Origin of the sequence: Streptacidiphilus jeojiense (genome assembly GCF_000719095.1) — a bacterium.
In the GTDB taxonomy this organism is placed as follows: domain Bacteria; phylum Actinomycetota; class Actinomycetes; order Streptomycetales; family Streptomycetaceae; genus Streptacidiphilus; species Streptacidiphilus jeojiensis.
In genome coordinates, this window is the sequence record NZ_JOEH01000003.1 from 107090 (window position 1) to 127513 (window position 20424).

General features: G+C 64.9%; 20 protein-coding genes, 1 tRNA gene and 2 pseudogenes. 13 read left to right on the top strand and 10 right to left on the bottom strand.

Annotation, left to right across the window (positions count from 1 at the left end; translation table 11 throughout):
• Positions 1-17: 17 nt before the first annotated feature.
• The 7 genes from glp (at position 18) to IF29_RS0104105 (ending at position 4916) form a co-directional block, all read left to right on the top strand.
• On the top strand, positions 18-1400 hold the full coding sequence (glp, locus tag IF29_RS0104075) for a molybdotransferase-like divisome protein Glp (protein ID WP_037594300.1): 1383 nt from the start codon (positions 18-20) through the stop codon (positions 1398-1400).
• A 61-nt stretch (positions 1401-1461) separates the two neighbouring features.
• The gene (gene moaC / locus IF29_RS0104080) at positions 1462-1968 is read left to right on the top strand and encodes a cyclic pyranopterin monophosphate synthase MoaC (protein ID WP_030249649.1); all 507 of its coding nucleotides are present in this window, start codon (positions 1462-1464) and stop codon (positions 1966-1968) included.
• Positions 1965-2489, top strand: coding sequence for a MogA/MoaB family molybdenum cofactor biosynthesis protein (locus tag IF29_RS0104085; RefSeq protein WP_051724866.1), 525 nt, complete (start codon positions 1965-1967; stop codon positions 2487-2489). Before moaC ends, IF29_RS0104085 begins: the two co-directional genes overlap by 4 nt.
• Positions 2486-3109 (top strand): GNAT family N-acetyltransferase, encoded by a 624-nt coding sequence (locus tag IF29_RS0104090; RefSeq protein ID WP_037594360.1) that lies wholly within the window; start codon positions 2486-2488, stop codon positions 3107-3109. Before IF29_RS0104085 ends, IF29_RS0104090 begins: the two co-directional genes overlap by 4 nt.
• Positions 3110-3249: 140 nt before the next feature.
• Complete coding sequence (sepX, locus tag IF29_RS0104095; RefSeq protein ID WP_030249654.1) at positions 3250-4389, top strand: divisome protein SepX/GlpR; 1140 nt, start codon at positions 3250-3252, stop codon at positions 4387-4389.
• Between the two features lie 70 nt (positions 4390-4459).
• Positions 4460-4536: transfer RNA gene (locus tag IF29_RS0104100), tRNA-Ala, on the top strand.
• Positions 4537-4559: 23 nt separating this feature from the next.
• Positions 4560-4916 carry a hypothetical protein gene (locus tag IF29_RS0104105; RefSeq protein ID WP_157623588.1) on the top strand — a complete coding sequence of 119 codons (357 nt, stop codon included), beginning with the start codon at positions 4560-4562 and terminating at the stop codon, positions 4914-4916.
• Positions 4917-5159: 243 nt separating this feature from the next.
• On the opposite strand, the pseudogene IF29_RS48905 reads toward IF29_RS0104105, so the two are convergent.
• From IF29_RS48905 to IF29_RS0104125, 3 genes and pseudogenes are all read right to left on the bottom strand, one after another.
• A pseudogene (locus tag IF29_RS48905) lies at positions 5160-6251 on the bottom strand (recombinase family protein); the annotation flags it as partial.
• Between the two features lie 124 nt (positions 6252-6375).
• Complete coding sequence (locus IF29_RS0104120; protein WP_051724867.1) at positions 6376-7101, bottom strand: replication-relaxation family protein; 726 nt, start codon at positions 7099-7101, stop codon at positions 6376-6378.
• A gap of 32 nt (positions 7102-7133) precedes the next feature.
• Positions 7134-7868 carry an IS5/IS1182 family transposase gene (locus IF29_RS0104125; protein ID WP_030249665.1) on the bottom strand — a complete coding sequence of 245 codons (735 nt, stop codon included), beginning with the start codon at positions 7866-7868 and terminating at the stop codon, positions 7134-7136.
• Between the two features lie 844 nt (positions 7869-8712).
• On the opposite strand from IF29_RS0104125, the pseudogene IF29_RS48910 reads away from it, so the two are divergent.
• The 3 genes and pseudogenes from IF29_RS48910 to IF29_RS45790 all read left to right on the top strand — a co-directional run.
• Positions 8713-8829: pseudogene (locus IF29_RS48910) on the top strand (hypothetical protein); the annotation flags it as partial.
• A gap of 9 nt (positions 8830-8838) precedes the next feature.
• Positions 8839-9405 (top strand): FG-GAP repeat domain-containing protein, encoded by a 567-nt coding sequence (locus IF29_RS0104135; protein WP_030249668.1) that lies wholly within the window; start codon positions 8839-8841, stop codon positions 9403-9405.
• Positions 9406-9786: 381 nt separating this feature from the next.
• A complete protein-coding gene (locus tag IF29_RS45790; protein ID WP_157623590.1) occupies positions 9787-10371 on the top strand; it encodes a hypothetical protein in 585 nt (194 codons plus the stop codon).
• 54 nt (positions 10372-10425) lie between these two features.
• Here IF29_RS45790 and IF29_RS45795 read toward each other — a convergent pair whose 3' ends face one another.
• The 5 genes from IF29_RS45795 to IF29_RS0104160 are packed head-to-tail and all read right to left on the bottom strand — an operon-like array spanning position 10426 to position 12441.
• Entirely contained in the window at positions 10426-10623 is a 198-nt protein-coding gene (locus IF29_RS45795; RefSeq protein WP_157623591.1) for a hypothetical protein, read from the bottom strand.
• Complete coding sequence (locus tag IF29_RS0104145) at positions 10620-10841, bottom strand: hypothetical protein (protein ID WP_030249673.1); 222 nt, start codon at positions 10839-10841, stop codon at positions 10620-10622. Before IF29_RS0104145 ends, IF29_RS45795 begins: the two co-directional genes overlap by 4 nt.
• 52 nt (positions 10842-10893) lie before the next feature.
• The gene (locus IF29_RS0104150; protein WP_037594302.1) at positions 10894-11739 is read right to left on the bottom strand and encodes a helix-turn-helix domain-containing protein; all 846 of its coding nucleotides are present in this window, start codon (positions 11737-11739) and stop codon (positions 10894-10896) included.
• Positions 11736-12251 (bottom strand): DUF6879 family protein, encoded by a 516-nt coding sequence (locus tag IF29_RS0104155; protein ID WP_030249678.1) that lies wholly within the window; start codon positions 12249-12251, stop codon positions 11736-11738. The genes IF29_RS0104150 and IF29_RS0104155 overlap by 4 nt, the downstream gene beginning before the upstream one ends.
• On the bottom strand, positions 12238-12441 hold the full coding sequence (locus tag IF29_RS0104160) for a hypothetical protein (RefSeq protein ID WP_030249680.1): 204 nt from the start codon (positions 12439-12441) through the stop codon (positions 12238-12240). The genes IF29_RS0104155 and IF29_RS0104160 overlap by 14 nt, the downstream gene beginning before the upstream one ends.
• Positions 12442-12694: 253 nt before the next feature.
• On the opposite strand from IF29_RS0104160, the gene IF29_RS45800 reads away from it, so the two are divergent.
• Complete coding sequence (locus IF29_RS45800; protein WP_157623592.1) at positions 12695-13588, top strand: hypothetical protein; 894 nt, start codon at positions 12695-12697, stop codon at positions 13586-13588.
• Positions 13585-14121, top strand: a complete 537-nt coding sequence (locus IF29_RS0104170) for a restriction endonuclease (RefSeq protein WP_030249683.1) — start codon at positions 13585-13587, stop codon at positions 14119-14121. The genes IF29_RS45800 and IF29_RS0104170 overlap by 4 nt, the downstream gene beginning before the upstream one ends.
• 50 nt (positions 14122-14171) lie before the next feature.
• Here IF29_RS0104170 and IF29_RS0104175 read toward each other — a convergent pair whose 3' ends face one another.
• Positions 14172-15278, bottom strand: a complete 1107-nt coding sequence (locus tag IF29_RS0104175; RefSeq protein ID WP_030249687.1) for a hypothetical protein — start codon at positions 15276-15278, stop codon at positions 14172-14174.
• An 866-nt stretch (positions 15279-16144) separates the two neighbouring features.
• On the opposite strand from IF29_RS0104175, the gene IF29_RS0104180 reads away from it, so the two are divergent.
• Positions 16145-20077, top strand: coding sequence for an ATP-binding protein (locus IF29_RS0104180; RefSeq protein ID WP_232242024.1), 3933 nt, complete (start codon positions 16145-16147; stop codon positions 20075-20077).
• Positions 20078-20091: 14 nt separating this feature from the next.
• Here IF29_RS0104180 and IF29_RS0104185 read toward each other — a convergent pair whose 3' ends face one another.
• Entirely contained in the window at positions 20092-20328 is a 237-nt protein-coding gene (locus tag IF29_RS0104185; protein ID WP_157623593.1) for a hypothetical protein, read from the bottom strand.
• Between the last annotated feature and the right edge of the window lie 96 nt (positions 20329-20424).

A 20424-nucleotide genomic window follows, 5' to 3' on the forward strand; every position in this document is an offset into this window, starting at 1 on the left:
CAAGCAGGGGGAGAACAGTGAGCGACCACCAGCACGAGCACACCGCCGAGGGAGACCCCTGCGCCGCCGACAGCGGAGCCGAGCGGTACTGGACGGTCGACGAGCACCTCGCCGACATCCTCGGCACGGTCGGCCCGCTGCCCCCGCTCGACCTGCAACTGCTGGAGGCCCAGGGCTGCCTGACGGTGGAACGGATCACCGCCGGGGTCGACCTGCCGCCGTTCGACAACAGCTCCATGGACGGCTACGCGGTCCGGATCGCCGACATCGAGGGGGCCACCGAGGAGTACCCCTCGGTGCTCACCGTCGTCGGCGACATCGCCGCCGGCGCCGCCGACCTGCCGGTGGTCGGCCCCGGGCAGTGCGCCCGGATCATGACCGGGGCGCCGCTGCCACCCGGCGCCGAGGCCGTGGTCCCGGTCGAGTGGACCGACGGCGGCAGCGGCGGCAAGGACGCCGCGGTGGGCATGGCCCCGCACAGCAGTTCGCCGGAGGGGGCCGGCGGCGAGGTCCGGGTGTTCCAGCCGGCCGAGAACGGCGCCTTCGTCCGGCGCCGGGGCGACGACATCACGGCCGGTCAGGTGGTGCTGCCCGAGGGCACCCTGCTGGGCCCGGCCCAGATCGGACTGCTCGCGGCGATCGGCCAGGACAGCGTGCGGGTGCGGCCCCGTCCGCGGGTGGTGGTGCTCTCCACCGGCAGCGAGCTGGTGCAGCCCGGCACCGCGGTCGGTCCCGGGCAGATCAGCGACTCCAACAGCTTCGCCCTGACCGCGGCGGCCAGGGACGCCGGCGCCATCGCCTACCGGGTCGGCGGGGTCCCCGACGACGCCGCGCGGCTGCGCGAGGTCGTCGAGGACCAGCTGATCCGCGCCGACCTGGTGGTCACCAGCGGCGGTGTCAGCGTGGGGGCCTACGACGTGGTCAAGGAGGCGCTGGCGCCGGAGGGCGGCGAGCAGCCGCCGCTGGGCGCGATCTCCTTCCGCAAGCTGCGGATGCAGCCGGGCAAGCCGCAGGGCTTCGGCCTGCTGGACGGCACCGTCCCGCTGTTCGCGCTGCCGGGCAACCCGGTCAGCGCCTACCTCTCCTTCGAGCTCTTCGTCCGCCCGGCGATCCGGGCCATGCTGGGCGCCGAGGAAGTGCACCGCCCCGTGGTGCGAGCGGTGCTCTCGCAGGGGCTGCGGTCCCCGTCCGGGCGCCGGCAGTTCGCCAGGGCGCGGTACGTGGCCGGCGGGCCCGGCGAGCCGGGGAGCGTCGCCCCGGTCGGCGGAGCCGGCTCGCACCTGGTGGGACCGCTGGCGCAGGCCAACTCCGTGATCGTGGTCCCCGAGGACACCACCTCGGTCGAGGCGGGTGAGCAGGTGGAGGTCGTCCTGCTGGAAGCCGCGGACCGCCCGATCTGACGGAGCCGCCAGGCAGCGATAGCCTGTGCCCGCACGGCATCGGCCCCCAGGAGACGACACCTTGAGTAGCTCGCACAGCGACCGGCTGACCCACGTCGACGCGACGGGGGCGGCGCGCATGGTCGACGTCTCCGAGAAGGCCGCCACGGTGCGCACCGCGCGCGCCACCGGCCGGGTGCTGGTCGCGCCCCGGGTGGTGGAGCTGCTGCGCGGCGAGGGCGTGCCCAAGGGCGACGCCCTGTCGGTGGCCCGGATCGCCGGGATCATGGGCGCCAAGCGCACGCCCGACCTGATCCCGCTCTGCCACCCCATCGCCATCTCCGGGGTGACCGTCGAGCTGACCGTCACCGACGAGGCGGTGGAGGTGTCGGCCACGGTCCGCACCGCCGACCGCACCGGGGTGGAGATGGAGGCGCTGACCGCCGTGGCCGTGGCCGGACTGACCGTCATCGACATGGTCAAGGCCGTGGACAAGGGCGCCAGGATCGACGCGGTGCAGGTGGAGTCCAAGACCGGTGGCAAGAGCGGTGACTGGCACCGCGGGGCGGCCGGGGGTGAGCTTCGGTGAGGCGCGCGCTCGCGGTCACCGTCTCCAACCGCGCCTCGGCCGGCGTCTACGCCGACAAGGGCGGCCCACTGCTGGTCGAGGGCCTGACCGCGATGGGCTTCCGGGTGGAGGGCCCGCAGGTGGTGCCGGACGGCGAGCCGGTGCTGGCGGCGCTGCGCGCGGCCGTCGCCGACGGCTACGACGTGGTGCTGACCACCGGCGGGACCGGGCTCACCCCGATGGACCTCACCCCGGAGATGACCGCGCAGGTGATCGACCGCCCGGCGCCCGGGATCGCCGAGGCGATCCGGGCCGAGGGCCGCGCCGCCGGAGTGCCCACCGCGGCCCTGTCCCGCGGGCTCTCCGGACTGGCCGGGAACACACTGATCGTCAACCTCCCGGGTTCCACCGGCGGGGTCAGGGACGGCCTGGCGGTGCTGGCGCCGCTGCTGGCCCATGCGGTCGACCAGGTGCACGGCGGGGACCACCGGCGTCCCGACGACACCGAGAGACCCGACCTCCCGTCAGGAGAACTGCACTGAACGCCTTCTGGCCGGTCGAGCTGCACGAGGGCCCGGTCGGACTGCGACCGATCCGGGTGCGCGACCGCAGGACCTGGCAGGAGGTCAGCGGCCGCAACCGGCACTGGCTGCGCCGCTGGGAGGCCACCGTTCCCCCGGCCCAGCCGGGCAACCCGTCGACGCCGCGGCCGACCTACCGTCAGATGGTGCACTTCCTGCGGTCCGAGGCGCATTCCGGGCGGATGCTGCCGTTCGTGGTGACCTACGAGGGGCAGCTGGTCGGACAGCTCACCGTCGGCGGCATCACCTGGGGGTCGATGTGCTCGGCCAACATCGGCTACTGGGTCGACGAGTCGGTGGCCGGGCGGGGGATCATCCCGACGGCGGTGGCGATGGTGGTGGACCACTGCTTCCGCACCATGGGCCTGCACCGGATCGAGGTGTGCATCCGTCCGGAGAACGGACCCAGCCGGCGGGTGGTGGAGAAGCTCGGCTTCCGCGAGGAGGGAATCCGCCCGCGCTACCTGCACATCGACGGCGGCTGGCGGGACCACCTGGTCTTCGCGCTGACGGCGGACGAGGTCCCGGAGGGGCTGCTGCGTCGTTGGCGCGGGAACAGTACGTCGGCAGCCAATTCCTAGCGCTGCATTCACAAACATGTTCGAATGTGTCTGGAATCTGTGATTCAAAGCGACAAAAATAGGGTGGGATGAGCATGAGCGTGCGACACACCGGCCGAAATTGCCACGGGGCACTACTCCACGCCCGTACGGTGTGAAGCGTGAGCAGTAGCGGCCTCATCTACGCGGTGATCGTGGGGGCCTGGGCTGCCTATCTGGTGCCGATGTGGCTCCGCCGGCAGGACGAACTGAACGAGGCCCGGCCCACCGAGCGCTTCAGCACCGCGATCCGACTGCTGTCCGGACGGGCGGCGATGGAGCGCAAGGTCTCCCGCCACCGGGAGGGCGAAGCCCAGGACCCGACCGGAGCACCGCCTCCGCGGTCCGGCGCGGCGTCGGCGATCAAGCCTGCCGCCGGCTCCGCGACTCCGCCCCGACCGGCGCAACCGGAACCGCAGCGCCCTGCCCCGCAGACGGCCCAGCCGGCCGGAGCCGCCGCCGTTGCCCCGGACCGTCGCGCCGACGCCCAGCGGTCCGAAGCTCAGCGGTCCGAAGCTCAGCGGTCCGAAGCTCAGCGGTCCGAGGCCCAGCAGCGGCGCGCCTCCCTGCTGGCCCGCCGCCGGCGCATGGTGATCCTGCTGTTCGCCGCCTTCACCCTCGGCATGGTCGCCGCGGCGGTGGGCGGCGTCGCCCTGCTCTGGCTCCCGGCCGTTCCGGCCGTCCTCTTCTCCGTCTACATCGCGCACCTGCGCCGCCAGGAGCGCCGCCGTTTCGAGGTCAAGATCGACCGTCGGCGCGCGGCCGAGGCGGCCCAGCGGGTCCGCGAGCGCGAGCGGGACCGCCGCCGCGCCGCGGCCGTCCCGGAGACCCAGGCCGTCCCGGCGCCGGCGCCCACCGCGCCCGGTCCGGCTGCGGAGACCGCGCAGCCCGCAGGCCGTACCGCGAGCGGCTCCGGACTCCACCGCACCAGGGCCCTGGTCGAGGCGGCGGCCGCCGCCGAGGAGTCGGAGGACTGGCACGACGGCCCGCGCGACCAGTCCGGCGACGCCGAGGGCTGGGACCCGGTCCCGGTCCCGCTCCCCACCTATGTGACCGCCCCGGTCGCCCCCCGCCGCACCGGCGGCCTCGACCTCGGCGCCCCCGACACCTGGAGCGCCGGCCGCGCCGTCGTCCCGCCGCCCCAGCCGCACCCCCAGCCCCAGCAGGCGCCCGCACCCAGGCAGCAGCGCCCCCCGTCCACCCCCCTCTTCGACCAGTACGCGGACGAACCCGCCTCCCACCCCCGCGCCGCCAACGAATGACACCCGGCCCCACCAGCACCAAAACCGGTGCAGGAGCACCCGCCCGGACCTGATAGAGTTTCTTCTCGTTGGGGCTGTGGCGCAGTCCGGTAGCGCACCTCGTTCGCATCGAGGGGGCCAGGGGTTCGAATCCCCTCAGCTCCACCAACCAATGCAGGTCTACTTGAACCGTGACCCCCCAGGGTCACGGCAAGCAGATCGGCACAGGTCAGTTTCAACCACGCAGCTCCATCCTCCGGGATGGAGCTGCTGGCGTTTTGGCTGCTTGTTGCCGCCCGCGCACCGCCGTCGCGCACCGCGACACGCTGCGCCTCCAGTACATCGCAGACCGCTTCGCCCAGCTCGTGCCCGGAGATCTCCTCGCCGTCCACGTACAGCTTGGGGAAGATGATTTTGTTCATCGCCCGCTTCAGGCTCGTGCCGCCCTGCTCGTAGAAGGCTTGGGGATCGCGCAGCAGCTGCATAGCGGACAAGAAGAGCTGCCGACCCACCTCCAACTTGGAAGCCGTGTCCGCGAGCTGCCCTGACACTTCGTCCCGCTCCGCCTGGATGCTGTCGAGCTTGCGCCGGAGCTTCTCCTTGGGCCATCCCGGCGTCCCAATCAGCTCCAAGTACTGATCTTCCTTTGCGTCCAGCTCTGCCAGCCGGGCCGTCAACCGTTTCTTCAGCCCGCTCATGCCCGCCAAATCGTCGAGCATCACGGTGTCGAGGCTGCTCCGGATACGCTCCGAGAGCTCACGGCCCAGTGCCACCGCCGCGTAGTGCCGCACCACCGCCGCTTCCATGGCCTCGACGCGCATGTATGGCTGCGTACAGCCCTCGTCGTCTTGGCGGCCCCGGCACAGGTAGTAGAAGTACGTCCCGCCGTTGCCTTTCCCCGGCATGATGACCAACCGACTGCCACACCGCCCGCACCACACCGTGCCCTTGAGGTAGTGGTTGTGCCGCCGCTGCCTGGTCCCGCCGCCTCCGTGGAGCGCGAGCACCTGCTGCACTCGGTCGAACAGCTCCGGCGTCACCAAAGCCTCGTGCCGCCCGGGGTACTCCCGACCCTCGTGCTCTACGACCCCGAGGTAGTAGCGGTCAACCAGGATGTCGTAGAGCTGCTGCACTGACAGCGGCTTCGGTGCCGTCCGCCGGTTGCCGCGCGTCTTCAGCCCCGCCGCCGCCAGCTGGTCGACTACCTCCCGGGCCGAGTACAACGCCGTGGCGTACAACTCGAAGCCCTGCCGGATGAAGGGTGCACGCTCGGCGTCGGTCTCCACCGTCCGCACCTCTCGGCCGTCGATGTTAATGCGCACATTGAGATACCCCAGCTTGGCCCGGGATATCGTGCCGCCGTTCTTGGCCTTCTGGCCCATCTTGTATTTAATGTCAGCTGCATCCGCCTGGACCCGGTACTCATCCACCGCTCCGACGATCGTTTCCACCATGTTGCTCTCGGGGGTATCGCCCAGGTCCATCACCGTCGAGACAATCCGCACCCCCAGCTTGCGCAGCTCACGCTTCGCTAGCGCGGCGTCAATCGTGTTTCGGAAGATGCGGTTGAAGTGGTAAACGATGATGTAGTCCACGTCGCGCTCGGTCTTAATCCGCGCCATCATCTCCTGGAACTTCGGTCGCCGCTCTATGCTCGTGGCCGTTCGCCCTGGCTCCACGTACTCATCTACGACCGTAGCCCGCAGCTCAGCCGCCTTGCCCGTGCTGGCCGCCCGCTGAGCTGGGATGGAGATGCCCTCCGGGTTGTAGTCGTTGTTGACCTGGCCGGTGGTGGAGACCCGCAGGTAGAGCACGGCTCGCTTGGTGTCGCCCGTTCCGGGCCCTGCCTCCGCTGTGCGCCCATTGAGTGTTTTCGTGTCCATTACTACAGCCTTCCTCTTTCGGCTCCGTGCCCGGGATTTCCACCACCGCCAATTTCAATATCATTGTACCGTTTTCTTGCAATTTCCGAGGATCATTCAATTCGACACTCGTCTATATATTCACTCATTCCAGCAGTATTTCTTCCATATGCTCCGCTGCCCGCTGGCTCTCAACTACCGCAAATATCTTCTCTGCCTCCGGCCCGCGCGGCAGCGTGGCGTTAATCGCCTTGGCGCGAGCTGCCGTCACCGCCGACACCAACACTCGGGGCATCACCCCGCCCGGCCCTAGCTGCCCCCGGTTCCAGAAACTCAGATACGCCTCCAACTTCCGCCGCACCGTCGGCAGGCTCTCCGTCGCCTCGTCGTGCTCAATCCACCAGTGGTCCTCTACCTGGTCGCGCACCAGCCGCACGTAGGCGTCCGGCTTCACCAGTCCGCCGACCCCGTTCGGCCAGTAGCACCCCGGCTCGGACTTAAACTCCCGCAGCCCAAACCCGTCCCTGCGCGCCGTCTCCACCAGCCGCACGTACAGCTCGCTCACCGCCAGCATGTGGCGCATCGTCCGCTCGACCGGCGTTCCCGGCCGTCGCACCCGTACGCGCTCGCCGTCCGCCAACTGGCTGCGTGCCAGCAGTCGCGCTCCGGCCGTATCCAGCGCGTACACCCCCGCACTGGAGCCCCGCTCCGCCCCGCCAATCCGACGCTCCAGCGGCATCAGCACCCGCCAGCTCACCAGCCGGGCCACCACCCGGCTGCGGCTCACGACCCGGCTGCGACCTTCTCCGAGGTCGGCGAAGCACACCCGCTGGATCTGCTCGCCGCTGGCGATCCGGAGCCGGTTGACCATGGCTAGTACCTGCCAGTGAGCCTTTTCCAACCTCAGGCCGAGGCCGCGAGGTGGAGGGCGAGGACGGCCTGGACGATGCCGGTGATTCGGGTCGTGCTGCAGCGGAGTTTGCGTAGGAGCCGCCAGGTCTTGAGGGTGGCCATGGCCTGCTCGCCGAGCGCTCGGATCTTGGCGTGGGAGACGTTGACAGCGCGCTGGCCTGCGGAGAGCTTGTCCCAGCGGCCTCGGTAGGGGACGCGGATGGTGCCGCAGCGGATGCCTGCCTCGGCCAGGGCGGCCGGGATGTCGTGGGTGCGGGCGGCCTTGATGTCGTGGACCGCACCCGGCAGCGCGGGCGAAGCCCAGAGCAGGCGACCGAACGGGTCGGTAATGACCTGCACATTCATGCCGTGCTTCTTGTGCTTGCCGGAGTAGAAGGGTCTGTCCGCGGCGATGCGGTCGATCGGTAGCAGGGTGCCGTCCAGGATCACGAACGCTTTCGCTGCCGCTGTCCTGACGGCCTGTTCGAGGCTGGGTGCCAGGGCGGACAGGACCTCGACGGCCTCGCGGACGTACCGGTAGACGGTGGCGATGCCGATGTCGAACGCCGCAGCGAGCTGACTGTAGGTGTCACCGCAGCGCAGGTGCGCCAGAGCGAGCAGGGCCTGACGCCTCGCTGACAGGCGCCGCCACCGGCTTCCGATCTCCCGCCGGCGTTGACGCAGATGACGGGCGAGGAACTGCAGGGTCGAACTGGACAGGGAGATCCCGGACGGGTAAACAAGCACAGAAGCTCCTGGCGGTACGGGCGATCTTGGTCGTGAACCCGTCTACCAGGAGCTTCACTGCGTTGTACAGCCTTCCGCAACCAACCCACCACCCTTGCAACCAGGTTGGAAAAGGCTCACTGATCGGTAATCCGGTCGGCTTCCTCGATGACTCGGGGATGACGGTGGGCAAGCTCTACGTTCGCGGCTGGGCCATCGACCCGGACACGACGAGTGCCATCACGGTGCACACGTATATCGACGGTAACCTGATGGGGGCCACTACGGCCAACACCTACCGTCCGGATGTCGGAACCGCTTACCCCGGCTACGGCGACAACCACGGCTACTACGCGGAATACACGGTGGGCGTCGGAACCCATCAGGTCTGCACCTACGCCATCAACACCGGCGCAGGTGATGGCAATCCGCAACTACCAAGCTGTAAGTCGGTTCAGGTAGTAGATCCCAACCCCGACTACAACGGGGACGGGTTCTCGGATCTCGCCATCCTGCATCAGGTCACTGACGGAGGTGCAGATCTGCACATGCTGTTCGGCAGCACCTCTCCGCTGAGCAACTCCGGTACCTGGCTTTGCAGCCTCGCCGGATCAGCGGGCTGGAGCTGGAGCAACATGAAAGCCGTCACAGGCGACTTCAACGGGAATGGCTATCAAGATCTGGCCATCCTGGCCAAGCGCACCGATGGTGGGGCCGATGTTCACGTCCTCTACGGCGGCCCCGGTTCCTCGCCACTCGGCAACACCACGACCATCACACGGTCGCTGCCAGGACCGGGCTGGGACTGGACCAAGATGAAGGTGACCGCCGGTGATACAACGGCGACCACTTCAGCGACCTCGTCGTGCTTCACCAAACTGCTGACGGCGGAGCGGATGTCCACATCCTCTTCGGCGGCACGACCCCGTTCAGCAATACCACTACCTGGCTACGCAGTCTGCCGGCTACGGCGAGCTGGAACTGGTCGCAGATGAAGATCGCCAGCGGCGACTTCAACGGGAACGGCTACGCCGATCTGGCGATACTGCACCAGCGCAGCGACGGCGGCGCCGACGTGCATGTCCTCTACGGCGGCCCCGGTTCCTCGCCACTCGGCAACACCACGACCATCACGCGGTCGCTGCCGAGCGCTGACGGTTGGGACTGGACCAAGATGAAGGTAACCGCCGGTGACTACAACGGCGACCACTTCAGCGATCTGGCGATCCTGCACCAAACGAGTGACGGCGGATCGGATGTCCACCTGCTGTTCGGGGGAACCTCTCCGCTCAGCAACACCACTACCTGGCTGCGCAGTCTGCCCGCAGCGTCGGGGTGGAACTGGTCGCAGATGATGGTCGAGAGCGGCGACTACAACGGCAACACCTACGCCGATCTGGCAATACTGCATCAGCGCACCGATGGTGGGGCCGATGTTCACGTCCTCTACGGCGGCCCCGGCACCTCGCCACTCGGCAACACCACGACCATCACGCGGTCGCTGCCGGGAACGAGCGGCTGGGACTGGACCAAGATGCTGCTGGCTCCGGCCAGCTGACAGTCACACCTAGGGCAACGATGCTCAGGAGGCGACTCCACAGCAGCCCCTAGCGGGAAGGCCTTCGGCCTCGCGCCGGGGGCTCTTCTCGTTTAGCTCTGGCGAAGCCGAGGTCTAGCACCATCATAGATCTAGCACTATCGTACGAGGGAAGTAGAGCAGACTGAATCGCGGCATATAATGGCCTTATATTCTGAAAGGCGCGGGATTCCGATAACCCTCATCGCAACAGTCATATGCAAGTACGGCATCATCCAGGCGTCCGATTCGAACCTCACGAGTCCATCCGGATTAGTTGGAGCCGGTCCAAAGGTCTTCAGGCTCGGGTTTGTTGACGGAGCGTTATCGCTAGCAGGGACATATTCGGTCGGAACCGTGCCTATGGACAGATGGCTGGCTGCTTGCATTGCGACCTATGCGGCGTCGGCTACGCCATCGCTCGGCGGATTCGCGAACCATCTAGCGACTCAGCTCCAGTCCAGCCCCACGCCTGGCAAAGCTCGACTCTTCCACATAGCGGGGTACGTCAAGGACGCGGGCGGCCTACACCCTGAGTTCTATTTTGTGCGTAACATTCGAGGTATCAATGCCACAACTGGCGACTACGAAGGCGTGACCCCGACTTACCAAGTCACGGAAGATTTCTGGACGCGAGACTACCCTCAAGCACCAGTCGGTATGTTCGCGGCGGGTAACTCCCAGCGATACTTCAACGGATACACGCCCGGCCGAATCGCCTACTACGGGGCTATGCAAAAGCTTCAGGAGTTCTACGAACAGGTATGGCATGAGCCGAGTTGGAAGTTTAGGAGACCGGCGTCGCTTGATGAGCTGGCCGCTTTCATCCGGCTTGAACTTGAGACTATCAACACGCTCTTCGCGAGCAGCGATTACCCAAGCCCCTATATTGGTGGCGACATCCAGATTGAGAGTATCCCTGCGCCTTCCGGGGCAATAAGCCTGTGATGGGCTCCTCCCGGATCGTGTAGCCCCGGAACCGCAGCACTTTCCTGGTGCCCATCAGGGGTGATCCTGCTGGAGATGCTGCCGCAGGAGCACATTGGCGTCGGTGGCCGCGCTGCCATCTCCAGCCGAGCGGGCAGCACTACGCCGCTGGGCCAACCGCTCGCAATCATCACAGCCGGCGACAGGCTGCGGGTCCGCTTGGCGCAACGCATAGTCGAAGTCCGGCGGCGGGGTCCAGGTGGCGCCGGTCACGCCTCGACCACCTTCTCCAATGCCGTGGCCAGCGCATCGGCGACCTCGGCCGAGCAGCCGCCCAGCTCTACAAACGGGACGTCCCGAGAGGGGTAACTGCCCCGGAGCGACGGGATGGTGAGGCCATGGGCGGACAGCGCCGCGCGCAACCGTTCCGCCGCCACGATGGCCAGGCGGTAGGGATCGTTGTCGATATCGGGGCCGGTGCTCGTCGTCATGGTGCTCCCCTTGGCCTGACTGGCGGGTGGCTGCTGTCCCCAGGCTAGGGATCTATTCGCCGGGTGCTTCTCCGGTTTCTTGTTCCCGCAAGAACTCGTCGCGGATGGTCGCCAAGAGCGCCCGGGCCTCCTTACCGGCCAGGGCCAGCCCGGCGAAGCCGTCGAACTTGCGGATATACAGCGCCACGTCGCGCGGGTCCGTAATCGCTAGCTCCGCATGGACCGTCTCCACCGTCACCAAGCGGTCATCCCGGATCACGAAGGTGTGGTTGGGGAAGTCGGTCTGTGGAGCGGCCAGCGACACGATCCGGATGTCGACGTTGGGCAGGCGCGACACCGAGATGATGCGGTCCAGCTGGAGCGCCATCATCGGGGGCGGGAGGATGCGCCAGCGCAAGACCGGCTCCGAAATGACAAACCGCAGGTCCTTGGTCCGGTCGTACAGCACGGCCTGCCGCTCGATGCGCACCCCGAGGGTGCGGCTGAGCTGGTCGGCTCCGAGGTCGTGGCGGCCCAGCACCGCCCGGATGTACTCCGGGGTCTGGAGCAGTCCCGGCACCAACGCCGGTTGGAACAGCCGCAACAAGCGCATCTGGGCTTCGAGCGCCTTGGTCTGTTGCTGCTTGCGGTAGTGCCCCATCCGGCGCACCAGCCGCCAGGCCGTGGCCTCGGTGGCCTCCGCCCTGGCCACCGCCATGTATTGGGTCTTGACCGCCTCCGAGACCCCGAGGGCGGTCAGGATACGGTCGACGTCCGTGATGCTGGGAGCGATAGCCCCCGTCTCAATCTTGCTCAGCTTCGAGGCGGACATGACGGCGCTGCGGGCTACGGCCTTGGCCTCCTTACCGGAGCCCTCCCGTAGTGCCCGCAGCGCGGTCCCCAGTTCGCCTTTGTTCACGTCCCGTGCTTCGCCCACCAGTCAACAAACGGCTCGGCTTGGGCCAAGGCAGTGTCTCGGTAGGCGATGAACTCCGCCGTCCGGTCGTCGGCCAGGATCTCGGAGCCGGTGAAGGCGGCGGTCTCGTCGTAGTGCATGACGTTCACGATGGCATCATCGAAGAGCCAGAAGTCCGGTACCCCCATCAGGGGGTTGGGCTGGTCGGTGGTGTCGAGGATGAAGAACTCCTCCCCAGCCGCGGCGTTGCGGTGGTAGCCCCAGTCCAGCTCAAAGCGCAGGTAGTCCGTCAGCGGGCGGGCCAGCACATGGACCCGGTACATGCGCTTGCCGCTGGTGGTCGCTTCCCGCACGGTGGTGACCCAACTGCTCTGGCGGTAGCTCTCCGGTTGCTCCTCCCCGGCCAGGAAGGCCCGGAGGTCGTCTGAGCCCCGGGGGATGTTGTAGTTGTCCAAGGTTTCGAGCCGGAAGGCCTCGCGCTCGAACTCCTCGAACAGGTTCCTAGACGAGGCCATCGCGGATCGCCTTCTGGACGAGGTCACGGACCAGCGCGGCGGGCAGCTCCACCACCCCTTCGCCGTCCGGGATGGTCAGACCGTGGCCGACGACGGCCTCGCCTTGGAACAGGAAACTATCCCGGTCCGTGGCGTAGACCGTCGGGCACTCATTCTCATCGCAGCTACCGACAAACCTGGTGACGCGCATGGCTGTGGGGTTCCCCTCCGTCGCGCTGGGTGCTGTCGCTCCGATGGTGGCTAGTCGGGTGGGATACGCACAAGTACATCGAGTTTCCAGTACAGGAAATCCGGTGGCTGGGTGGGCTCGCCGCCGTGAGCCGCCCTGCTGCAGCTCCTCGGCCCGACCAGTGCCGGCGGGTGGGGGCTGGTGTAGGCCAGGAGCTGAAGCGAACGGTGAGGCTGCTCCACCTCAGCCGCCCAAGGCACTAGGGTCTCGTATCGTGCGCTGCTATCTGGTTGCCGAACAGGCCGCCGACACGAGCACCTTGCAGGAAGTACTGCGTGCCGCTGGGATCGAGGTAGTTACGCCCGAACGCGGCTACGCGGGGTTCGCGCGCAGTGGGCGCCTGCCCTGGTTGCCCGAGGTTGACTTCCTCTGCGTGGTCTTCGCCGGTCGCCTTGAGGCACCCACTCCACCCGCGATCTATATGGACATCGGTGTAGCGATTGGCTCGGGGCTTCCAACCCTGGTGATCGTCGAACCGCCTCGGGTCGCCGACTCGGTGCTTGCGCCACTCCAGGTCGTGCAGCTGCCTTTGGGTAGTGCGTCGGCCCTGTCCTTCCGGCTCAACGCCTTCCTCAAGTCGATGGGACAGTCTCCGATCCCTCCGATTGAACAACCCCGCCCCGATATCGAGACACTGCACGCGTTTCGCCGGGAACTGGATTCTCTATTGGAGCCAGAAAATGCCTCCATCTCATATAGGTATCAGCATTTCGAAGACATTGTGGTCAGATTGCTTGAGGTTTGCGGCGCCTCGACCGAGGGCGGGCCTCGTGCTGGTGGCCAAGGTTTCGATATTGCAGCTTGGGTGCCCGGTACCGAGACAGTTCTGCCGGGGCCGCTCCTGATTGAGACAAAACTTGTCAGCCGGCCGACTCTCAGCCGTAGCGACTTCGATATGCTGCAACACACTGCCGCTAGCCGAAATGCCGCGATGGGGCTTCTGCTCTACTACTCACTGTCTCGTCAGCCGCTACGGCCACCTTCAGGGGTTTGGCCAATGGTCATCGCCTTCGAAGTGGGCGATCTGCTGACGCAGCTTGAGCGGCAGAGTCTGGCGCAGCTGATCGTGCGGGCTAGGAATGCTCTGGTTCACGGCAGGCCGCAGTGACTGGCTTCTTCCAAGCCCGCATCGGGGCATACCTGAAACGAGCCAAGAACCACACGGACCCCAGAATCCGCGGCCGCTACTACGAGAACCTGTTGGCCTACCTACTCGAAAGCGTTCCGGGTTGCCAGATCGAGCGAAACTCGCTTAACAACTATGGGACCGAGGAGGTGGACATCACTGTTGCCAACTATCGGTACCGAGATGGCTTACCCATGTTGCCCGAGCTCTTCCTTATTGAGTGCAAGAACTGGTCGGCACCAGTCGACAGCACGGTCCTTGGCTATTTTGTAAACGTGGTCGTTGATCGGGGGTGCACCTTGGGTGTGCTAGCGGCGGCCAACGGAATTACCGGGCGGCAGGAGCATCGTGACCGAGCCTACGCCATTGGTACGAGCGCTCTAGTCCGTGGCATTCGTATCCTGGTCATCACCTCAGACGACCTGGCCGGTCTCACCTGCCCCCAGGACTTCATTGACCTTCTGCAAAGTCGTAATCTCAAGCTGACAGCAAACGGGACGATCTTTCTCGGCTAGTTGCCTGAGAACCCCCTACAGGAAATCCGGCAGCTGAGTGCAGCTGTGAGCTACAGGGTGTCGATGCAGTGGCGTAGCAGCGTGCTCAACCACAGGGGCGGCGGAACATCGTGCATCCTGACCAGGTTGGCCTTCTTGCTGATCTGACGGTGCAGCACGTCGTGGCCTTGCGTCTTGAACCTGCTCAAGTTGCCCATGTAGGACTTGTCGACGGGCGTCGGCCACTTGTGGTTGCTGGCCAGCTGCTCGAAGGTGCCCGCGCCGAAGATTGGCGGGACATGGTCGAGGATCGCCCGCAGCAAGGTATGGCATGCGTACGGGTGCTCGTCGGCAAAGTTGCTGTTGAGCTCGCGGATCAGGCCGATCAGCTTGTCCAGATGCCATGAGGTCTCCCCGGCCTCGTCTTCCAGTTCCTTGATCAGGGACTCGTCGACGTACTCCGGCCGAGGCAGCGGCTCGGCTGCGGGAGCTAGGGGGAAGGTCTGAGCCGGCCGGAATATTATCCCCGGAGGCATGGCAGTGCCGACCTCGTACACCTGCGGCTGCGCGGGTGTGGGCATCAGCTGTACGACTCGCTCGACGTAAGCTGGGAGGTCCCGGACGTCCTCGTAGTCGCTGATCTGGGGCCGGATATCTCGGCTCCAACCGCCATCCGCTTCGGTGCGTGGGCTACTGGCCCAGGTCGGAGGCTCGTGATCCATGAGGTCAGGGAGCCAGCCCATGAAAATGTCGCTAACGGACGGGTGGGCCCGCTTGATGTCGGCGGAGGTCACTCGCACCTCGGTGACCGTCTGGGTGGAGATGGGCGCATTGCGCTCCAGCTCGGCTACCGTGCCCAGGACGAGCAGGAACGGTCGGGCGACGGCCGAGGCGAAGTCGGGCACGTGCAGCCCGGCAGCAATAGTCAGGGCCGGACGAGTGTTGTCGGCTGGGTACGGCCGGTCCGACCAGACCAGCCCGTATGAAACCCCAGCGAGGCTCTGCGAGCCCACCCGGGGGAGCGAGTTGAGGACCTGGGTGGCATCGAGCCTGTGGCGGCGGAGCATCCGCTGTACGGCGTCCCAGACCGGCCACTGGTTGTCCTTGAGGAAGGCACCGGCCATCGTCTCGATGAGTAGCTGCTGATCCTGACTGAGCGGTCCGAACAGGTCTGGCACGGCGGTTCCGATCCTGCGAGTTCAGCGCGATGGTGATGGCCAGCGTAGCGACGAGGCTGCGCCTGCGTTAGATTTCTGTGGCCCCCTTGGCCGCTTGGGCGAGGGTGCTTGGGGTTCCGATGCGCGCGAGATCAGCGGTCCACGGCTGCCCGACCTTTAGGCAGTTGAACGTCTTCATGCCGCAGCGCTAGCCATTTACTGAGTCGACTTCACACGCTGAACAGCGCCGTGCGTAGCGTGTGCGTGACAATCAGTAGTAACATAGTCGCTTAGAAGGGTGGAGACACTAACACGGTCTCCGAGTATTCCATGAAGCAGATGACGCAATCTTTGCGACAGCTCAGGAGAGTCTCGTGAGTCCCAGGCCTGGAGGCGACGCCGACAAATTCGGCAACCGTTACGAAGGAGCTTGGACGGTCCGGCATCTTCTCTATGTCCTACAGGGCAGAGCCGAATCAATTACTGTCGAAGACGTTGACGAGCTAGCCGAGGGCGCCGAGTTCACATATCGCTGTGGCGATGTCGTAGAAGTTCATCAAGTCAAGCGCCAGAACCGTAACGCGAATAGCTGGACTGTCCAGTCTCTCCAGGGCAAGGAGGTATGGGGAAACGCGCGACGCCATGTCGAGGCTGGCCGACAATTTCACTTTGTATCCCTGCTCCCAGCGTATCCACTCCAGGAGCTGGCCGATCGCGCAAGGCGCTCGGGAGATCTTGCGGAATTTGTTGATAAGTGGTTGACGGGAAAATTAGGAGAACTGTTCAATGACCTAGCGTCTCCCGCCATATTTGGCTCCGCAGAGATAGCTTGGAGGGTCCTGCGCGGGTTTTGGATTCAATGGCCTGACGAGCACGACGTCGTGACAATGAACTCGGTGCTCGCCGAGCTCGTGCTAGAAGGCGCCTCCGGAAGACTGGCAGCGGTTGGGCTGGGAGATCTCGCTCTTTACAATCTGGGCGTTCATCTAGATGGGCCTGCGATTGAATCTCGGCTTCGGGAATATGAACTGAAGAGGCGTCAGTCCCTTCAGGGAATCTCTCTTGTCGTAGGGCTTCAGGAGGTTTCCACGGCGTGGGCCGCCAGCGTCGAACGCGAGCTCCTTAAGCCCACCATCGCCCGCACCGAGTCTGAACGGCTTGTCGAACTGATCCACGGTTCGGATCAGTTGCTGTTGCTAATGGGAGCCGCCGGGGGTGGCAAGAGCGCTGTTCTGCACCACGCCTTCAGGCAACTTGAGCGAGATGCACTGACGGTTCTCGGCTTCCGGATTGATCGCCTAGATCCCTTCGCGTCGACAACCGAGCTTGGCCAGAGAATTGGCCTGAGTGTGTCGCCAGTCGCCGCGCTTGCGGCAGTGGCCGGAGACCGTCGAAGCGTACTCATCGTGGACCAGGTGGACGCTGTCAGCCTTATGTCGGGCCGAATGCCGCGAAGCTTTGATGCGGTAGCGGACCTGGTACGAGAAGCATCGGCGTTTCGCAACATGCGTGTTGTACTATCTTGTCGAAAATTCGACGCTGAAAACGACTACCGCATTCGCGAGCTTGTCAGCGACAAGAGTTCCACGCGCATCGAAGTTGCCGAACTAACCGATGCGCAGGTGACAGAAGCCGTTCAGGCAATGGGCTTGGATGCTGCAGCCCTAAATACTCACCAGCTAAAACTACTGCGGATACCTTTGCATCTTGTGCTTCTGCAGAGCATCGCCGGAGATACGGACGCCCTAGCTTTCCATACAACCAAGAACCTCTTCGATGCATTCTGGAGGCGCAAGCTGACAAACAGTACACAAAGGCGTGCATCGATAGGCTTCGGCAAGGTGATCGCAACTGTCGCCGAGGCAATCAGCTTGCAGCAACGGCTCTCAGTTCCTGCCACCGTCTTGGACGTGGATGATCTGGTCGTTGATGCCGATGTGCTGGTGTCGGAGCATGTACTGGTTCGCGATGGGCAGCAAGTCGCATTCTTCCATGAGAGCTTTTTCGACTACGCCTTTGCTCGCGGCTGGGTCGCCCGCAATCAGCCGCTCGTTGAATTCTTGACCAGTGGGGAACAAGAGCTATTCCGCCGAGCGCAGGTGCGGCAAATTTTGAATCACCTGCGCGAGCTTGAGCCCGACCGCTTTGCTGTTGAAGTTGAGCAACTCCTTCTTAGCCCTGGGGTTCGCTACCACATCAAGCATGTAGTGCTGGCCCTTCTCAAGGAATTGCCCGAGCCAACATTGCACGAATGGGAAATGGTTGCTACCGTCCTCAATGCACATCCGACCTTCGAGGAGGCGCTATGGCAATCCCTTCGAGCACCGGGCTGGTTTAAGCGTCTGGACACGGAGGGCGTGATCGAGGACTGGCTGGCCGGGACAGAAGCCGAGCAGGCTCGGGCTCTTGAGATCATGACAAGTACGGTGAAACAGAACCCGGACCGATTGGCCCAGATCCTTCGGCCCTACATCGCCGAGCCCGCATACCCAAACTGGCTGCGCTGGGTTGCTCGCTTCACTGACCTTGGCGAGAGCCGGCCTATGTTTGATCTTGTCCTGGATGCCGTTCGCGATGGGAAATACGGAAGTCCGTCGGAAGAGCTGTGGCTCTCGGCTCACCAACTGGGCCAACAGCAACCTGCGTGGGCCGTCGAGTTGCTGGCTGCTTACCTTGTCGACCGACCTGAGGCTATGGCACTGGGTTCTGACGGCAAGGTGGCGGCGCTCCTCGATCGAGACCACACCGCCACCGAGCTGGCACGCCTCGGAGCCGCCGGTGCGCCCCAGCAGTTCTGCGATCTCCTGCTTCCCTACATGCTCCGAGTGATGGCGACGACCGCGTATGACACGAGCGACGATCACCGTCCGGTTCGAGATCGGCACTTCTCGTTTCGCTACCCAAACACGAACCTACGCCAGTTGGGGGATGCCCTCCTGGCCGGGGCCGCCTCCGCTATCCGTGCTGTAGTTGAACAGAAGCACAGCGAGGCTCGGCCGATCCTCGAAACGCTCGCCGCCGATCCTCATGACGCCGCTCAGTGGCTCTTGTACGAGGGGCTGCGCGCTGACGGCGAAACATTCGCACAGTGGGCGGCCGACCTGCTCCTGCAAGGCTCGCACCGATTCATGAGCGGCTACTCCGAGAACGGCGTGTGGATGGCCCGCCAGCTGATTCAAGCCACAAGTTCGTTTATGCCTGAAGAGCCTTTCCAGCGCCTTGAGAATGCGATCCTGGCACTCCGCTATCCCCGGCGATCCAAAGGCTGGCACACCTTCAATCTGATTTCGGGAATGGATGAAGCTCGCCTCTCAGAGCTTGGGCGTCGCCGTCTAGGTGAGCTAAGGCGGGTTTTCGATGCCGACGAGCCGGCGGAGCCGCAGGGAGTAACGGGGGGCTTCATCGCATCGCCAATTAGCCAGGGCGCTGCGGAGCACATGAACGACGGGCAGTGGCTGAGCGCAATGGCGAAGCACAATGCGACGGGTAGGAACTGGGGGGCTGGCGGCGCCCATGAACTGTCAGGAGTACTCAAAGAACAGACGAAGCGGGATCCAGATAGATTCGCTCAACTTGCCCTTAGAATTACCAGGGAGACGAACCCTGTCTACGCAGGCGCTATCCTGCTCGGACTGGGAGAAGGTGAAACCCTGCCCGCCCCAACTTCAGTGTTCGAAGCTGTCTGGCACATTGCTTCACTCGGACAGTCAGCGAATGATCGCTGGCTGGCATGGCCGTTGCGGAAATACCTCAAAGAAGTTCCTCTCGACCTTGTTATGCTCATCGCCGATCGAGCAGCCAACGCGGGCGATCCGGCCAACGGAAGCCTGACGGTTCGCACAGTTCGACAGACCGGGAGCGAACCTACTGGAGGCCGGGATCTCTATAGTTCCGGGATTAATTCGGCTCGTGGTAGCGCAGCTGAGGTACTAGGTGATCTCATCATCCATGATGCGGATGGCTCCCGGACAGCCGTAGTCCTTCCGATGCTAGATCGACTGGCGACAGATCCTGCCATCACTGTGCGCGCGTGTGTTGCTCACCTTATTCACGCCTGCATGCGTCATGCGCGTCCACAAGCGCTGGAGGCATTTGGCCATCTCATTGAGGCTGATGAAATACTTCTAGCAGCACACACAGTAGAGCGCCTGGTTGCATTCCTGGGCTATGAGGACCCAGCGCTAGCCAGGCCCGTGATTGAGAGGATGCTTGAATCGCCAATCCCCGAAGCTCGTATTGTGGGAGGGCGGATGGCAGCCCTGGCCGCCATGCAGTGGGGCATGCCGGACCTACTCGAAATCGTGCTGTCGAATGCAGATGTTGCGAGTCGTCAGGGGGCGGCAACAACTTGTGCTCATGGACAGTCGCACGCGACTGAACCCGTGATAGCTCAGCGAGCGCTCGCGGAATTCTTCGACGATTCGGAAGGCGATGTTCGAAAGGCCGCCGCTAGTCTTGCAGATGCGCTGCGGGGCGAACGGCTCCAGCCTCACAGGGAGTTGTTGACTCAGCTCATGAGATCGACGGCATTTACGTACTCGTTGCCACAGTTGCTCATCACGCTGGAGCGAGCCCCTGACCGAGTAGACGACTTGGTCCTGGAGTGCTCGCGCCGCTTCATCGATGTGCACGGGGCAGAAGCTGGAGACATTAGAACGGCCCCGGCAGGCGAAGCTCAACGCGTCGGCGAACTCCTTGTTCGCGCGTATGCACAGGTCACTTCCAGGAATCAGCGCACTCAAGTCCTGGACCTATTGGACGAGCTGCTTGCGCTCGGTGCGTTTGGGGTTGCGGATCTGATCGAGGCGTCGGAGCGCTGATGCGGCTGTTGGTATCAGTGCTCCCGGTGCCTCCTCAGCAACCGCTTCATCGTGCTGAGGCTGACGCCGTACTGGTCGGCCAGCTGCTGCCTCGTCGCCGCCCCGGTCCGGAACTGGCGGAGCATTTCGGAGAGCTCCGCTTCGCTCAAGCGTTCGCAGACTGGAATCACCCCGCCGCCCTTGCCCGTCGATTGCACGCCCGGTAGGTTCGTCCGGTCCCCGTTTTCGATCATACGCAGTACATCGATCATGGGACCTAGGAGATACTGGCGGTTCGAGTATCGGCGTAGGACCTCCACCAACAAATCCCGCCCGATCTTCACTGATCGGGCGGGATTTCGTGGTTT

Bases quoted from the DNA above. Each gene is read 5' to 3' on its own strand.
- IF29_RS0104120 (WP_051724867.1), bottom strand. From the start codon at position 7,101: ATGGTCAACCGGCTCCGGATCGCCAGCGGCGAGCAGATCCAGCGGGTG.
- IF29_RS0104135 (WP_030249668.1), top strand. From the start codon at position 8,839: ATGAAGATCGCCAGCGGCGACTTCAACGGGAACGGCTACGCCGATCTG.
- IF29_RS45790 (WP_157623590.1), top strand. From the start codon at position 9,787: ATGGACAGATGGCTGGCTGCTTGCATTGCGACCTATGCGGCGTCGGCT.
- IF29_RS0104145 (WP_030249673.1), bottom strand. From the start codon at position 10,841: ATGACGACGAGCACCGGCCCCGATATCGACAACGATCCCTACCGCCTG.
- IF29_RS0104155 (WP_030249678.1), bottom strand. From the start codon at position 12,251: ATGGCCTCGTCTAGGAACCTGTTCGAGGAGTTCGAGCGCGAGGCCTTC.
- IF29_RS0104160 (WP_030249680.1), bottom strand. From the start codon at position 12,441: ATGCGCGTCACCAGGTTTGTCGGTAGCTGCGATGAGAATGAGTGCCCG.
- IF29_RS0104180 (WP_232242024.1), top strand. From the start codon at position 16,145: ATGAACTCGGTGCTCGCCGAGCTCGTGCTAGAAGGCGCCTCCGGAAGA.
- IF29_RS0104185 (WP_157623593.1), bottom strand. From the start codon at position 20,328: ATGATCGATGTACTGCGTATGATCGAAAACGGGGACCGGACGAACCTA.